The organism is Bacillus sp. RIT 809, assembly GCF_016892495.1.
Lineage (GTDB): Bacteria > Bacillota > Bacilli > Bacillales > Bacillaceae_G > Bacillus_A > Bacillus_A cereus_U.
The window spans coordinates 231,234-246,756 of sequence record NZ_JAFEMR010000003.1; the positions used below are offsets into that span (position 1 = coordinate 231,234).

Sequence of the window (15,523 nt, forward strand, 5' to 3'; positions counted from 1 at the left end):
CCTAGCTTGTTCCAATATATGCTTGTACTTATTTAATTAGAACTTCTTCCCTATTACCATTATGGCTTTTCTGCTTCTTGCTGCGGCTCAAGTGGTGGTACGAGTGTTACACCTAATTCTGTACCAGGTTGCAACACTGTTCCTTCTGCCACACTTTGTTCCGTTACATACCCTGTACCAGCAGGTTTTAAGTTAAGCTTTAATGTTTTTGCTAAATTCATAACATCACGCAGTGCCCACCCCTGTATATTTGGCATTGTAGGTTTATCTCCTACTAAGAAGACTCGATCACCCTTTAATGTTTGTTCAGTTGCTTTTGGCACTTGCTGCTGCACTTTACCTTCACCTAATACGATTGGACGAAGTTTTGCTTTATCAATTGTTTTTTTCGCTTCTTCCATCGTTTTTCCAGTTACATCTGGAACGACAGTTTGTTGTTCTTTCACATATTTTTTCGGGTCTTTTACTTCATTTGGCTTAATCTTTAAATACTCTAAACTATTTTTCGTTACATATTTAAAGATATCAGCTAAAGGTTTAGCCCCGTTTTCATCATCTTTTAATTTTGGTTGTTTAACGGCCACATACACAACAAGTTGCGGATCGTCCATCGGTGCCATACCTAAGAATGAGAATATATAATTCTCTCTTCCCGTCATATAGCCACCTTTCCCGTCAGGAATTTGTGCTGTACCTGTTTTACCACCGACTGAGTACCCATCAATTTTATATGCAGTCCCTGTTCCTTTCGGTGATGTAACAACACGTTCTAGTAATTGCCTTACTTGCGCTGCTGTCTCTTTGGAAACAGGTTTTCCTACTTCTTCTGGTTTATGCTCTAGCTGTACTTTACCTGTTATTGGATCCACAATTTTATCAATTGTATAAGGTTTCATCATTTTCCCATCATTTGCAATCGCTGTTGCAGCTTGTACAAGTTGAATTGGTGTAACTGTAGAACCTTGTCCAAATGCTGTTGTTACTTGTTGTATTTGTTGATCAAATAAAATTGTATTTGACCCTTCACCAGGTAAATCAATGTTTGTTTTTTCATCTAATCCAAAATTATGAATATATTTTCGGAAACGATCTGGACCAAGTTTTTGATCACCTAAAATTGCAAACGCTACGTTTGAAGAGCGCTCTACCCCTTCATCAAAAGTAATAGAACCCCATCCAGCGCCGCCGTTATGATCTTTTATTTTGCGATTACCAACTTGATATGTACCAGATTGATAAAAGTCTTGTCCATTGTATACACCTTCATTAATGGCCGCTGCTAATGTGAAAATCTTCATTGTTGATCCCGGTTCAAATGCATTTGCAATTGCGTCGTTGAAGAAATATTTAATTTGACGATCATTAGGGTCATAACTAGGTTTACTAGACATCGCTAATATTTTTCCCGTCTTTGGATCCGCTACAATTCCAATTAAATTTTCTGGCTCATAATGTTTACTCGCTTCTTTCATTGCGTCTTCTAAATAACTTTGAATACGTTGGTCAAGCGTTAAATACACATTATCTCCATTTTTAGGCGCCTTTACATTCACCTTTCCACCGTCAAGAGATACACCTTTACGGTCCCCTGTATAAGCTACCTCACCATTAGAAGCACCTAAATACTTATCTAAACTCTTTTCTAAGCCAAATTGACCTACTGCGATTCCATTCTCATCAGGGCTGGCATGCCCTATGACGTAAGATGCGAAATCACCGTTTGGATACACCCTCGCATTTTCAGTAATGAAAGAGATTCCCGGCAATTTCAATGCTTCTATTTGTTCTTTCTTTTCTTTCGTCAAGTCCTTACCTAATGTTCCAAATTCCACTTGACTTCTGCCTTCTTTAGTTAAAGTAGCTAAAATTTTATCTTCATCTTTTCCGAGTACCCCTGCGATTTTTTTTGCAGTATCCTCTTTATCCTTAACGGCATTGGCTCCTTTTAACTCGGCTACAAGTTTATAAGAATTTGCGTCTTGCGCTAGTACATGGCCATTTTGATCATAAATTGTTCCTCGATTCGCTTCGAGAACTCCTTTTTTACTATGTTTCTGTTCAGCAAGTTTTTTCAAATCATGATTGTCCACTGTTCCTGTTACTTGTATGTAAAAAAATCGGGCTAATAACAGCAAAAAGAGCAGGAGGAAAAATATCATAAAATAACCTGCTCCCTTATTGGTATGAAATTTGGTCATATTTTTATTCATCTTTTCTTCACACCTATTTGCCTTACTTTAGGCCTTTCACGTTATTCGCATTAATTTCTAGCCCGTGTTTTTTTGCAACTTCAGCGATACGCTCATAACGACTTAACTTCTCTACTTCAGCCTGCAATTCTTGATTTTCCTTTTGTTTTTTCACAATTTCTTCTTCTATCGTCGCTGCTTCTACATTAACTTGATATAGACCCGCTTTATTCCCAATAAAAGCTACACAGGCATATAATAAAAATCCAATAAACGTTACGTACAATAGCTTTTCAATTCTTGTAATTTTCGTTTTAACTTTTGGTTTAACCATCTGCTGTGGCGGCGCTTGAATTTGTACCTCTTCTTGCGCCTGTTGTTTATACTTTACAGCTAAATTAGTCATACCTCTCTCTCCTTTTTATCGTTTTTCAGCGATTCTCAACTTCGCAGAACGCGCTCGATTATTTTCTTCTAATTCAATGTCAGAAGGTAAAATCGGTTTCCTTGTAATAAGCTTTAATTTCGGCTTAAATTCATCCGGAATAATCGGTAGTCCCTGTGGTAATTGCGGCGTTGTGCTATTTCGCTTAAACGTCGTTTTACAAATACGATCTTCTAAAGAATGGAATGTTATAACACTAACTCTTCCACCAGGCTTGACCATACCAATTGCAGATTCCAACGCTTCTTCAAATACTTTTAATTCATCATTTACAGCAATACGAATCGCTTGGAATACTCGCTTCGCAGGATGTCCACCTGTTCTACGTGCCGGAGCTGGAATACCTTCTTTAATTAATTCCACTAATTCTCCTGTCGTTTCAATAGCCTTATTCTCGCGATACGCTTCAATTTTCCTTACTATTTGCTTTGAAAATTTTTCTTCGCCGTATTGGAAGAAAATTCTTACGAGTTGTTCATATGACCAGCTGTTCACAACATCATATGCTGTTAATGGGGCATCTTGATCCATCCGCATATCTAACGGTGCATCATGATGATAACTAAAGCCACGCTCTGGTGTATCTAATTGTGGGGATGAAACACCTAAATCGAATAAAATCCCGTCTACTTCTGTGATACCTAATTCATGTAGTTTTTCAGATAAATAACGGAAGTTGCTCTTCACTGTTACAAATTGTTCACCATAAGAAGAAAATTTTTCCTTCGCATTTTGAATCGCTATTTCATCTTGATCAAATGCTATTAATTTTCCACCATCTGTTAGCTGAGATAATAAATAAGAACTATGTCCTCCTCCACCCAGTGTACAATCTACATATGTACCACTCGGTTTTATATCTAAGCCATCTACTGTTTCTTTCAAAAGTACTGTTACGTGTTTGAACATTGCTGCACCTACTCTTTTTCCAATTAATTATGTTAAATACATTTCTCACTCTACAAACACAATTTACTACTAGAGGATGAAATGCTACTAAAGAACGACTCATTTAACTTCCAACAAGGTAGTACGCTATACAAATCGCTATTTTATTTTATTATATACTAAATTTTATCATTTTTTGCGGGAATTTAAACAAAAACCTGTCGAAAAAGATAATAATCCGTTTACATTTTGTGCTATTTTGTCATATATATATACCTGATACATAGCGATTCATTACAATAACATAAGATTAATAATTCAGAAATATTTCACTTCACAGTTAATTCAACAGAATAAAAATAAAATCCTGCTCAAAAGAGCAAGATTCTATAGTTTTATTACATGATGTTTTCCGTCCCACGAAAAAGATTGTTCCATTACCCGGTCAACAAAATCAAGGCCGAACTGATTTAAATAATAACAAACATTCCACACACGTTCTTGCGGTGCTCCTAACGGACGAAGCGCAAATTGTAAACGGCGGAATTTATTCAGTTGAACCTCATGTTTCTTCTCAACATTTCTTTTCAACATTCTTTCTAACAGTTCAATTTGCTCATTAATTTTCAGTTCATTTTTCCCAGCAAACTCATTTAACCCTGGATCTATTTTTTTCACGAATTGTTGTAATGATGTATGAATATCCATTATTTCTTTTTTCGCTTCTATAAATCGCTCGTCTATCGGTTCCTCTATTTGATTAGAAAGCCAATTGTCACGCAGATTATCTATATTATTTAGAAATGGATCAATTTCTTGCAAATCTAAATCGTATAAATCTGTCGCTATATCTCGCTCCATATAAGTAATTGTAAGGCGCGGAACAACAGGTGGCATTTGGAAACCGGCCGTATGAAACACTTGTTGCAATTCACTCCAATAAGCTAACTCCCCTGGACCGCCAATAAACGCTAACGTAGGAAACACATATTCTTGCATAAGAGGGCGCGTTACAACATTATTACTAAAACGTTCTGGACTTCTTTCCATCTCTTCCATCAATTCTTCATACGAAAATGAATGCACTCCATCTTTTCCAATAAACTTCCCTTGATTCTCTTCAAGCAATACTCGCTCATTATCAATTTCCATAAATATATGCACCGCATTTGTCTTCGTTTCAATAATCGGTTTAAATCCTAATTCCTTAATTACTTTCTGTTGATTATGAAGTGCTACTTGAATTTCTTTATATTTACTTATAATTTGTTGTAAAAACGGCACTTCTAATTTTCTCAATGCAGGATGATGTGAATCTACAAGAATTAAACCAGAATTTGCGAACATTTTCGTAATAAGGCGCGCAAAGAAATCTACATATGTATGCGATTGACCTAAAGCATCCTCAACAAATTGTAATACATCCTTTGTAAAATTCGTTTCCGGATATGTTTTAAAAATCTCTTCGACCCATTTTCTACAGTCTTCAATAGAAAGTTCAGACTCAGAAGCACTCGCCTTTTTTGGATAACGATCATGAAAAATGGTCTTTTTTATTTTTTTATTTTTCGTTACAAATGTATGATTAATTTCATCCATATCATGGTCTTCACCAGCAATCCAAAAGACAGGAACAACCCGAACCCCTAAGCTCTCTTCTTTTTCTTTTGCAAGCTGTAAAATTGAAATGATCTTATGCACTGTATAAAGCGGACCTGTTAATAACCCCGCCTGTTGTCCAGCTATAACTACATATGTATTTTCATCTTCAAGCGCTTTTATATTTTGAATTGTAAATTCTCCCGCTTGCAATTGTGTATTATATTCTAATAAATGCGTTACTAAATCTTGACGGAAGAACTCTCTCTCACGCAAATCATGTAAACGCTGTTTAAAAGCATCCTCTGTTAACAGATAATCAAAACATGACTGTATCTCTTTTTTAACGTTCATATAGTCCGCTACAACACCTTGTAGTGGAACAGAGATCTCTTTTATCTCCATATAATTCTTCCTTTCGTATCCTGTTCTCTCACCAACCCACATTGTAGTCAATGTTTCACGTAAAAGCAAAGAAAAACACTTATAATTCCATTCCTTTTATTGCATTGAACAAAAATCGAAGTGTCGGAACAGATTGTTGTTGTTCCTTAGCTTCTTCTAATACATATCCAACAATCGCATTAACTTCTGTTTGTCTATTCGCTCTTACGTCCGCTAACATAGATGAAGTATTATGAGATGTTTTTTCACATACTTGGCATACCATTTGCCATAGCATTTCCCTATCTTCTTCTTTAACAAGAAATGCAACTTCCTGAAATACTTGCTCCATCATTTGATAAAAAAACGGGTTTGAAATTAACTCCCCGTTCTCAACCCGCAATAATGCCGTCAATGGATTAATACATACATTGACTACTAATTTATTACGCATAATCCCCTTCCAATCATCTTCTATCTGAATCGGAAAATAATCAAAAGGAAAACAATTAAATACCTTTTTAAAACAACTAGATTGACCACGCACTACACCAAACTTTGTAACACCTATTCCAGTATGACGAACTGTATGTCCATCCTCTTTTTTTGCACCATGCTCCACAATCCCGACTGCTATACGTTCATTTCCTATTTTTTGCATAACGTGGAGATGCGACATTCCATTTTGCAAAAAGATTAATGACGATTCTCCCTGCACAAAAGGTAAGATATCAGTTACATGATATTGCTTTACAGCAATAAATGTATAATCTAACTGTTTATCCAGCATACTTTCTATCGGTAAAATAGATGGAAATACTGTTTCACGTTCTCCATTCCTAATACAACTTACGCCTGTTAAGTTTAATTCTTCTGCTTGCTTAGCGTTTCTTGTAAACAACGTAACATCTTGATTGCTTTTTTGTAAATAAAATGTATATAGGAGACCAATAGCTCCCGGTCCAACAATTCCAATTTTCATCTTCACACAAAGAACTCATATTAACAAGTGATATAAGTTCCCTTGCCCTCCCCCCTTTACATCTTATTAAATTACAATTACATAGTTAAGGATTCAATTATCTTGTAACAAATGCAACCCCTTCTTTCACTATGTATATACTACCTATATACATAGTTCTATTCTTAGTTTAGCAAATCCTCAAAAAAATAATGAAAGAAATATTCTATCTTCTTCATAAAAATTAAAAAATGAGTTATAATATTATTATAAAAATTTTAACTTTTCTGTATTCAACAAGATAAGAAAAGGATGTGATGTAATGGGATTCCCAAAAGTTGAACGCTTGCTCATCAATTATAAAACATTAGATGCATTTAAAAAATTTAAAGGGTGCGGAGCTCAAGAACTATCCATGTTGGAAGAATTACAAGCAAACATTATTGAAAATGATAGTGAGTCTCCATTTTACGGTATTTATTATGGAGGATCGCTAATCGCACGTATGAGTCTATACATGAAAAGGAACGGTGGAGAACCATTTGAAATTACAGGTACTTACCTAGAACTTTATAAACTCGAAGTGTTGCCGACTTTTCAAAAACAAGGATTCGGACAAATGCTTGTTAATTATGCGCAACAACTACAATTCCCAATTAAAACGATAGCACGTATCCAGTCAGCTGGTTTTTGGGATAAATTAAGTTTCCAGCCAGTATCAGTAACTAATGGTGATTTTTATATTTGGCAACCAGAAACAAATTCGAATGCGATTACAAACGAAGAATCTGCATAAGAAATAAAAAAAACAGCTGTTACGCAGCTGTTTTTATTTCTTTAATTTTTCTAATTCTCCATTCGAGCGAGCGCCATTTCTTTCTGCTACCATTACACTTCTTTTTTGATCAATATAATCAAGTAATGTTCTATATTCTTCCTCATATACTGATAATCGCTCCAGAAGACGTTCTTTCTCTGTTTGTAACGATTCAATTTGTTGTTGTAACATCATTAAAGAGCTTTCATCTTTATAATTTCGCAAGAATTCAATAACATCATTCAATGTAATAGATTTTGGCTCTAATACCGTTGTCTCTTTCACTTCATAATTTTCTACCTTACGAAGTTGCTTTGCTTCTTCAATACGTTCTTTATACTGCTTTCTAACGTAAGAATTCCACCTAAATCCACAAGCTGCAGGTGTACGAGACAAATGCCTCCCCACTTCTTTAAAAGCGGAAAGTTGCGTTCCACCTTCACGAATATGCCGGAGTACTACTTCTGCCAGAAGCAAATCTTCATCATCAGTCCAAGCATCTTGTCTTGTTGTCGCCATCTCTCTAGTCCTCCCTATGCATTTTTTATTAAGCATATGCAGTTACTAGAAAAGATAGAATACAACAAATAAAGAATAAGACAAAAAAAATAAACGTAGAAGATATCTTCTACGTTTATTTTTCGCAATTACTTGCTGATTACTTCTTTACCTTTGTAAGTACCGCATGCTTTACATACACGGTGAGCTAATTTCGCTTCACCACAGCTTGGGCACTCTACCATACCAGGTACTGATAATTTGAAATGCGTACGACGCTTTCTTTTTACTGTTTTAGAAGTTCTTCTAAAAGGTACAGCCATTCTTCCCACCTCCTTAAAAGAAATAATTATTTTCATATGAAGGCCTAAACCAGTCTTCCGATTATTTGTCAAAAAACTTTGCAAGTCCTGCTAATCTTGGATCAACAGTCTTTTCTTTGTTTTCTTCCGAAATCACTTGCCAGTCTTGACCTTGCATCGGTGCTCCACCAGAAACATCATCACTGAAAATTTGCATTGGAATCTCCAAAAGTATATTTTCCTTGATTACGGGCAGTAAGTCAAGTACTTCTCCTTCTAAACAATGAATTTCAGCTTCTGTTTCAAATTCTTCTTCTGAAGTTTGGAACACCTCAGTTGTTTTAATGTCAAATGGTAATGTCACATCTACTAAAGAGCGAGAACATGGTAAAACCATGCTTCCAGTTATATGTAGATGAAACGTAAACTTACTGGAGCCAAAATCAACTCTTCCTGTTACATGAACAGGATTAATTTCACGAATATCTTTCTCGACCTCTTTTAGCTCACTTACATCTACCATTTCATTTAATGTCAATCCTTTATTTCTCAATTTATTCAATTGATGGATGGACCATTTCATATCATATCACCTCAAGGCAACAAACAAAATTATAGCTAGCCATTTTATATTTGTCAATGTTTTTTCTTTACACTATAATGAAGTCATCATAGGAAATAATATATACATTATCACGTTTTCCAAAAAGATGCTACATCGAAAGGAGAGATTACCATAAAATCCAGTGGTATTGTTGTTGAATATAACCCTTTTCATAACGGTCATGCTTATCATGTGCAAGAAACAAAAAAGTTAACACAGTCTGATATTATTATCGCCGTTATGAGTGGTCCTTTTTTGCAGCGTGGTGAGCCCGCACTCATCTCCAAATGGTATCGTACTAAAATGGCCTTAACAAACGGCGTAGACCTTGTTGTAGAGCTTCCTTATGCATTCGCAACACAAAAGGCCGAAACTTTCGCAAATGGCGCAATTTCGATTTTAAACGCCCTTGGTGTTTCTGAAATTTGTTTTGGTAGTGAAGATGGACAAACTGAAAATTTCTACACTACCATCGCTATACAAAAAAATGAAGAAAAGACTTTTAATCGTCTTGTGAAGCAATTTATGAATGCAGGTAATAGTTATGCAAAAGCTACATCTGAAGCCTTTCTACACATCTTACCACCCGAAAAAAACGTAGATATGTCACAACCAAATAACATTTTAGGCTTACAGTACATTAAAGCCATTCTCTTACAAAATAGTTCCATGCAAGCACAAACTATAAAAAGATTCGCCTCTCATTATCATGATGAAACATTTCACGATCAACATATTGCAAGTGCAACAAGTATTCGCAAACAGCTATTTATTGAAAACAGTTCCTCTACAACTATTGAGCCTTTTATCCCGAAAATGACTGCTTCTCTTTTAGAAAACTACAAGCAAAACTACGGGACGTTACATAACTGGGAAAAATACTTTTCATTTTTCAAATACAAACTTATGACGATGTCTTCAGAGGACTTACAACATATATATGAAATGGAAGAAGGTTTAGAGCATCGTATTTTATCAAAAATACAAAACAGTTCATCTTTCTATTCATTCATGGAAGCATTAAAAACAAAACGTTATACATGGACTAGATTACAAAGAGCTTGTACACATATTTTAACAAATACAACGAAGGAAGAAATACACAAAGCAAATATAGCGCAACATGCGCCGTATATCCGTCTTCTCGGAATGTCACAAAAGGGACAAACTTATCTTTCTAAAAATAAGAAAAAAATAGAACTTCCAATCCTTACTCATACAAAAACTTTTGAACATCCGACTTTAGACATAGAACGAAAATCAAATGCTGTATATTTCTCCATAATGCAAGAACCTTTGCGGACACAACTACTAAAACAAGACGCAACGCATCATCCAATTCGTTATGATGAAATAATGAAAAAATTCCTATAAGAAAAACCTCTCTTCTTCAGAGAGGTTTACTTTATTTCACCCATTTTTTCCAAATACGTTAATGCATCATCCAGTGTGTCCACCGGTACAATTTTCATCTTTGTTTTAATATCTTTCGCAGCTTCAAGAGCATCTTTATAATTCGATTTCTCTACACCTTTTTCATTTGGCGCAAAAAACACTTCAGCTCCTGCATCACTAGCAGCTACTACTTTTTGCTGAATACCACCAATTGGACCAATTTCCCCTTTATCATTGATTGTACCTGTTCCAGCTATTTCATGTCCGTTTGTTAAATCTTCTTCAACGAGCTGATTATAAATTTCTAGTGTAAACATTAACCCTGCTGATGGCCCCCCTATTTCATGGGAATCAATTTTCACTTTCGGATCTACTACTAACTCTCTTTCCGTAACGATAGAGACCCCTATACCGACACGTCCATTCCCATTAGGGATTGTCTTTACATTTAAATTTTCTTTAAACTGTTTTCCGCCCCGCTTGTATTCAATATTTACTGTATCCCCTTCTTTTTTCCCTGTCATATACTCAATAAATTGTTCCGTCTTGTCGAATATTTTCCCATCGACAGCTACTATAACATCTCCAAGCTTAAGCTTTCCTTCTGACGGCATACCCTTTGCTACACCAGCCACTAGTACACCTTTATTTTCAAAAGAAACAGAGCGATTTGCACGTTTATATGCATTATAAATTGCAGCGTTTTGTGAATCTTTCATTGCATAATCTTGACGAAATTGATATTCTTCATCACTCTCACCTTTTTGCAATATTTCTTCCGCCTTCGAAATGTGTGTATATTTATTAAATTGCGCGGCTATTAAGTTCACAACATTTGCAGGCCCCATTGAGACAGTGACAAGCATAAAATCACCAGACTCTTTAGTACCACCGTCAACTTGCACGTACGGCGCTAATTTTGCGGCCATACCTGGTTTTGTCACAAAGTATGGCAAACGCACATAAACAAGTAGCATCGCCAATATAACCCCTATTAAAATTGCATATATAAACCGAAAACGCTTAAACATTATGTTTCTCCTTCCACTGCTCAATTAGTAAATAAATGTTTGAAATGTGTTTTTCTGCTTCCACTTCTCCGACCCGAATGATGTCTTCAATATGTGTAAAAGCACGCGAACTAAATTGTTCTACTGCTGGCCGCATCATTAAATCTGATGCTATTTGCCGATTCATCACAAGTTCATGTTGCATAATTTCAATACTTTGCATAATTACATCATAAATCGATGTAACCTCTCCATTCACCTTAATTGGAGATACATCTACAGCAATAACAATATCAGCCCCTAAATCTTTTACAACCGATACGGGAATACGGTCAATTACCCCTCCATCCACTAATAAGCGGCCATCTATTTTCTCTGGAACAAACACCCCTGGCACAGATATACTAGCTCGAACCGCCTCCGCAATCGGACCGCTTGTAAAAACAACTTTTTCCCCCTTCAAAATGTCAGTAGCCACAACAGCCGTCGGGATATCTAACTCTTCTAAATTTTTATTATATGTAAACATTTTAATCATATCTTTAATACGTTTTCCAGCAATAAATCCCATTTTAGGAACTGTAAAATCCAAATAATATTTCCTTTTAAAAACAGCTGCCAATTTATACAGTCTTTCAACGTCACAACTCGCTGCATAGAATGTACCAATTAACGCTCCTATACTACTACCTGCTATCATATGAATAGGGATACCAGCTTCCCTTAACACTTTTATTACCCCTATGTGAGCAAAACCTTTTGCACCTCCGGATCCAAGCGCTAAACCGATTTTTGGTTCCTTCATTTTTCTCACCCTTTAATTTTTTTCATTCCTTTTTCATACTTATGGTCTAAATTCACCACATATCCACGTATACTGAAATGAACGTTTTTGGGACAAAGGGGGATTTTCTTACATGTACGAAAAATGGAAAACTGCTTTTCTTACCATATCAATGTTATTTTTAACCTTTTCTCTTGTACTTCACCCCCAAGCTGCTTTGCAAGCTTCAATTCGCGGGTTAAATATATGGTGGGAAGTTGTATTCCCTTCACTACTACCGTTTTTCATCATTGCGGAACTTCTAATCAGTATTGGTATTGTAAAATTTATCGGTGTTATATTAGAACCACTAATGCGTCCACTGTTTCGTGTTCCAGGGGTAGGTGGGTTTGTTTGGGCAATGGGAATGGCTTCAGGATTCCCCGCTGGCGCCAAATTAAGCGCTAGACTACGCAAGAGCAATCAACTAACACAAATCGAAGCGGAACGACTCGTATCTTTCACAAATTCTTCTAATCCACTTTTTATTTTCGGAGCGGTTTCTATTGGTTTTTTCAATAATCCGAAATTAGGGCTCGTATTAGCAGCAGCACATTATATAAGTAACTTTATCGTCGGATTACTTATGCGCTTTTATGGTAATAACGATACTTACATAAAAGACAAACATACGAATCAAAAGCGTGCCTTTCAAAACCCTTTTTCCATCCTCCACCAAACACGTATGCAAGAAAAAAGACCGATTGGAAAACTACTCGGTGACGCTATCGTTTCTTCTATTCAAACATTGCTCATGATTGGTGGGTTTATTATTTTATTCTCTGTTTTAAATAAAATGATTACTGTTTTCGAAATTACAGAAGCGCTTTCTTTTATTATGCAACATATTTTATCATTCTTCCAACTTACATCCCAATTTAGTATTCCGATATTATCCGGTATTTTTGAAATGACGCTTGGAAGCCAAATGATTAGTCAAATTAATGAATCAACACTTCTTCAACAAGCGATGGTAACAAGCTTCATTTTAGCATTTAGCGGCCTTTCTATTCAGGCACAAGTAGCAAGCATATTAGCGGAGACAGATATCCGCTTTAAACCATATTTTTTAGCTCGAATTATCCAAAGTATTCTCGCTCCTATTTTCACTTTTATATTTTGGGGGCCATTTTATGAAAAGGTTCATTCTTTCTCGCCTACGCAAGAAGATCTTCCCGTATTTTTATTGAATCATTCTTACACACTAACTGATATTTGGACATCATTTATACACTATGGACCAATCTTCACCTTATTTTGTTTATATTTATATGTTATCTTATTGTTTTTACGCATTCATAAAGAAAAACCCCGTTCACTTTAACGGGGTTTGAAACTTTTCTTTTAAAGCACGCTCTACAATCGGAGGAACAAGGTCTACTACACTTCCCCCATATCTCGCAACTTCTTTCACAATACTTGAACTTAAAAATGAATATTGATTATTTGTCATAATGAAGAAGGTTTCGATATTTTCGTCTAATTTTCGATTCATTGAAGTAATTTGCATCTCATATTCAAAATCAGAAACCGCTCGCAAACCACGTAATATTGCATTTGCATTACGCATTTTTGCATATTCCACCAATAATCCACTATGTGAATCAACTTTTACATTCGGTATATCCTTTGTCGCCTCTCGAATTAACTCTAGGCGTTCTTCTACCGAAAAGAATGGTTTTTTTGATGAATTGTTTAAAACAACTACATATACTTCATCAAATACTTTTGCTCCCCTTTTAATAATATCCAAATGTCCAAGGGTAATTGGATCAAAACTCCCTGAAGAAATAGCTATACTTGTCATTCTGTCCCCTCACCTTCATACTTATAAATCGAAATTGCTGTAATCCCGTAGTTTTCTGCCCGTACTTTTACAAGTTCTCCTATGGAATCAGGTAAAACCACGTCATCCCCATGCTCTGCCATAATGATGCCATCTTTATTTAACAATCCATGTTGATCGATCACACTAATTAAAGACACAATTTTTTGACCTTTATATGGAGGGTCTATTAGTATAAGATCGAATGATATTTCACGCTTTATAAGCGCCTTTACCGCCCGTTCCGCATCATTTCGATACACTTCAGCTTGTTCTTGTATTCTACAGCTTTCTAAATTTTGATGAATGACTTTTATCGCTTTACTATCTCGGTCAACAAAAATCGCTTTATCAATCCCTCTACTTATGGCCTCAATTCCAAGACCACCACTACCACCAAATAAGTCAAGAGCGATACCACCATCATAATAAGGACCTATCATATTAAAAATAGATTCTTTCACTTTATCTGTCGTTGGACGTGTTGTATTACCAGGTACCGCTTTAAGTGGGTGCCCTTTACATTTTCCTGAAACTACTCTCATCTGTTGTCACTACCTTTATTTCAATCTATCGAGCGATTACAGTAAATCCATCTCAAGTCAGTAACCGCTACCAAACCATACAATTCTTCACTAATTCGTTACTTAACCTATAGAGAACTTTAGTTAAAATAACCGTTCGCTATTTCTTGCATATTCATCTCACTATTTGCGAACAAAAACCCTTTATGTACATCAGTTCCACTTTACCTTTTTTATCCTATCATAAAATAAAAAAAAGAAAAATAAAAAGCCTAACATAAATTTTAATTTCATTATGTATATCTTCATTCAGATTGGACATAAATAAATATAACAACATCATCTTCGATGTTGTTGCCAACCGCGGAGAAGACTTACGTTTCCCCATAAGTTCTTCCTCCGGTTTCTCCTCTCCCTTTGCCTTCTTACTAGTAGTACATACTAGTATTAGAAGGGCCCTGCTTTGCAGGGTTTTTTTATTTGTCTACTTTTCATTTAAAAAGTGAGATGGTACAGTAAAAGAAAGAGGAGGAAAAAATATGATTCAACGCTTTATAGAACTCGGAGAAGGCTACTCTGACTTATATGAATTACTTGAAATTGCCAAAACAAACCAAGAACGTGTAACACATATGTTACAATTCGAAACTGTAAAAAACGAAAAAAAAATGTGTTCACTTGTTGTAATACTAAAACCGACAACTACTGGTGATTTCCAACCATTATACATATGTCGTGAAGGCATTCCTTTACTGGAAAATAAGAAAAGTAAACGTGTCGTTTTATTTGAAGAAATGGCGGAACAAATAGGGAAAAAAGTTACTCCCTTTACTGTAAAACCATCAACAACTTTCCCTGAAAAAGAACTATTTTTTAATCATCTAATTGGTATTTTACGAATGAACAATTTCATTCCTCCAATGAAATAAAACGTTATTTCAAATAAAAAAATCCCCTGCTAAATTTAGCAGGGGATTTTTTCACTTAGCTATAATCGTATTCTTTTGCCCGATCAGGACGCGAATTTTCGAATTCTGTTTTTAAAAATGGGCGATACGACTGTTCTACTTTTTTCACAAAAGGAAGTTTATTCAATTTTTGCATCATATGCTCAATTTGTTCCATATCACAATATACAACGGCATATTTCAAACGTTTTGATATGTAATGAATGTTACCATATTTCCTTAAAATCTTGGCATGTTTCAATGAATGTAAATAAACAATCATACTTTGTCGTTGCCCGAACATAATCTTCT

Annotated in this window: 17 protein-coding genes; 4 read left to right on the top strand and 13 right to left on the bottom strand. The window is 35.4% G+C overall.

Annotated elements, in window-relative coordinates; genetic code table 11:
* Positions 1 to 59: 59 nt before the first annotated feature.
* The 5 genes from JTF23_RS05430 to panE all read right to left on the bottom strand — a co-directional run bounded on the left by JTF23_RS05430 (position 60) and on the right by panE (position 6,493).
* Positions 60 to 2,210: a penicillin-binding protein gene (locus JTF23_RS05430; protein WP_483862068.1), complete on the bottom strand. Its 2,151-nt coding sequence runs from the start codon at positions 2,208 to 2,210 to the stop codon at positions 60 to 62.
* 22 nt (positions 2,211 to 2,232) lie between these two features.
* Complete coding sequence (gene ftsL, locus JTF23_RS05435) at positions 2,233 to 2,595, bottom strand: cell division protein FtsL (RefSeq protein ID WP_002111445.1); 363 nt, start codon at positions 2,593 to 2,595, stop codon at positions 2,233 to 2,235.
* A gap of 15 nt (positions 2,596 to 2,610) precedes the next feature.
* The gene (gene rsmH, locus JTF23_RS05440; protein ID WP_002160698.1) at positions 2,611 to 3,543 is read right to left on the bottom strand and encodes a 16S rRNA (cytosine(1402)-N(4))-methyltransferase RsmH; all 933 of its coding nucleotides are present in this window, start codon (positions 3,541 to 3,543) and stop codon (positions 2,611 to 2,613) included.
* A gap of 366 nt (positions 3,544 to 3,909) precedes the next feature.
* On the bottom strand, positions 3,910 to 5,526 hold the full coding sequence (gene bshC / locus JTF23_RS05445; protein ID WP_204208252.1) for a bacillithiol biosynthesis cysteine-adding enzyme BshC: 1,617 nt from the start codon (positions 5,524 to 5,526) through the stop codon (positions 3,910 to 3,912).
* 79 nt (positions 5,527 to 5,605) lie between these two features.
* On the bottom strand, positions 5,606 to 6,493 hold the full coding sequence (gene panE / locus JTF23_RS05450) for a 2-dehydropantoate 2-reductase (protein ID WP_002111450.1): 888 nt from the start codon (positions 6,491 to 6,493) through the stop codon (positions 5,606 to 5,608).
* Between the two features lie 295 nt (positions 6,494 to 6,788).
* Between panE and JTF23_RS05455 the strand changes: the two genes are divergently transcribed.
* Positions 6,789 to 7,262 carry an N-acetyltransferase gene (locus tag JTF23_RS05455; RefSeq protein ID WP_002160696.1) on the top strand — a complete coding sequence of 158 codons (474 nt, stop codon included), beginning with the start codon at positions 6,789 to 6,791 and terminating at the stop codon, positions 7,260 to 7,262.
* A 33-nt stretch (positions 7,263 to 7,295) separates the two neighbouring features.
* Here the strand turns inward: JTF23_RS05455 and JTF23_RS05460 are convergent, their stop codons facing one another.
* The 3 genes from JTF23_RS05460 to JTF23_RS05470 all read right to left on the bottom strand — a co-directional run bounded on the left by JTF23_RS05460 (position 7,296) and on the right by JTF23_RS05470 (position 8,666).
* Entirely contained in the window at positions 7,296 to 7,802 is a 507-nt protein-coding gene (locus JTF23_RS05460; protein WP_002160695.1) for an RsfA family transcriptional regulator, read from the bottom strand.
* A 128-nt stretch (positions 7,803 to 7,930) separates the two neighbouring features.
* Positions 7,931 to 8,104 carry a 50S ribosomal protein L32 gene (rpmF, locus tag JTF23_RS05465; protein WP_001984764.1) on the bottom strand — a complete coding sequence of 58 codons (174 nt, stop codon included), beginning with the start codon at positions 8,102 to 8,104 and terminating at the stop codon, positions 7,931 to 7,933.
* A gap of 61 nt (positions 8,105 to 8,165) precedes the next feature.
* The gene (locus JTF23_RS05470) at positions 8,166 to 8,666 is read right to left on the bottom strand and encodes a YceD family protein (protein WP_098565001.1); all 501 of its coding nucleotides are present in this window, start codon (positions 8,664 to 8,666) and stop codon (positions 8,166 to 8,168) included.
* Positions 8,667 to 8,819: 153 nt separating this feature from the next.
* Here JTF23_RS05470 and JTF23_RS05475 point away from each other — a divergent pair, with 153 nt between their 5' ends.
* Positions 8,820 to 10,061 (top strand): nucleotidyltransferase, encoded by a 1,242-nt coding sequence (locus tag JTF23_RS05475; protein ID WP_165762447.1) that lies wholly within the window; start codon positions 8,820 to 8,822, stop codon positions 10,059 to 10,061.
* 26 nt (positions 10,062 to 10,087) lie between these two features.
* Here JTF23_RS05475 and JTF23_RS05480 read toward each other — a convergent pair whose 3' ends face one another.
* Both JTF23_RS05480 and JTF23_RS05485 read right to left on the bottom strand, forming a co-directional pair.
* Complete coding sequence (locus tag JTF23_RS05480) at positions 10,088 to 11,113, bottom strand: SepM family pheromone-processing serine protease (protein ID WP_002160693.1); 1,026 nt, start codon at positions 11,111 to 11,113, stop codon at positions 10,088 to 10,090.
* A complete protein-coding gene (locus JTF23_RS05485; RefSeq protein WP_002160692.1) occupies positions 11,106 to 11,897 on the bottom strand; it encodes a patatin-like phospholipase family protein in 792 nt (263 codons plus the stop codon). Before JTF23_RS05485 ends, JTF23_RS05480 begins: the two co-directional genes overlap by 8 nt.
* 112 nt (positions 11,898 to 12,009) lie before the next feature.
* Here JTF23_RS05485 and ylbJ point away from each other — a divergent pair, with 112 nt between their 5' ends.
* Positions 12,010 to 13,239: a sporulation integral membrane protein YlbJ gene (gene ylbJ / locus JTF23_RS05490; protein WP_016106037.1), complete on the top strand. Its 1,230-nt coding sequence runs from the start codon at positions 12,010 to 12,012 to the stop codon at positions 13,237 to 13,239.
* Here ylbJ and coaD read toward each other — a convergent pair.
* On the bottom strand, positions 13,231 to 13,722 hold the full coding sequence (gene coaD / locus JTF23_RS05495; protein ID WP_000200601.1) for a pantetheine-phosphate adenylyltransferase: 492 nt from the start codon (positions 13,720 to 13,722) through the stop codon (positions 13,231 to 13,233). The genes ylbJ and coaD overlap by 9 nt on opposite strands.
* Positions 13,719 to 14,285, bottom strand: coding sequence for a 16S rRNA (guanine(966)-N(2))-methyltransferase RsmD (gene rsmD, locus JTF23_RS05500; RefSeq protein WP_002066890.1), 567 nt, complete (start codon positions 14,283 to 14,285; stop codon positions 13,719 to 13,721). The genes coaD and rsmD overlap by 4 nt, the downstream gene beginning before the upstream one ends.
* Before the next feature lie 518 nt (positions 14,286 to 14,803).
* Here rsmD and JTF23_RS05505 point away from each other — a divergent pair.
* Complete coding sequence (locus tag JTF23_RS05505; RefSeq protein ID WP_002111466.1) at positions 14,804 to 15,193, top strand: DUF7147 family protein; 390 nt, start codon at positions 14,804 to 14,806, stop codon at positions 15,191 to 15,193.
* 55 nt (positions 15,194 to 15,248) lie between these two features.
* Here JTF23_RS05505 and JTF23_RS05510 read toward each other — a convergent pair whose 3' ends face one another.
* Positions 15,249 to 15,515: a YlbG family protein gene (locus tag JTF23_RS05510; RefSeq protein ID WP_002088292.1), complete on the bottom strand. Its 267-nt coding sequence runs from the start codon at positions 15,513 to 15,515 to the stop codon at positions 15,249 to 15,251.
* Positions 15,516 to 15,523 lie beyond the last annotated feature (8 nt).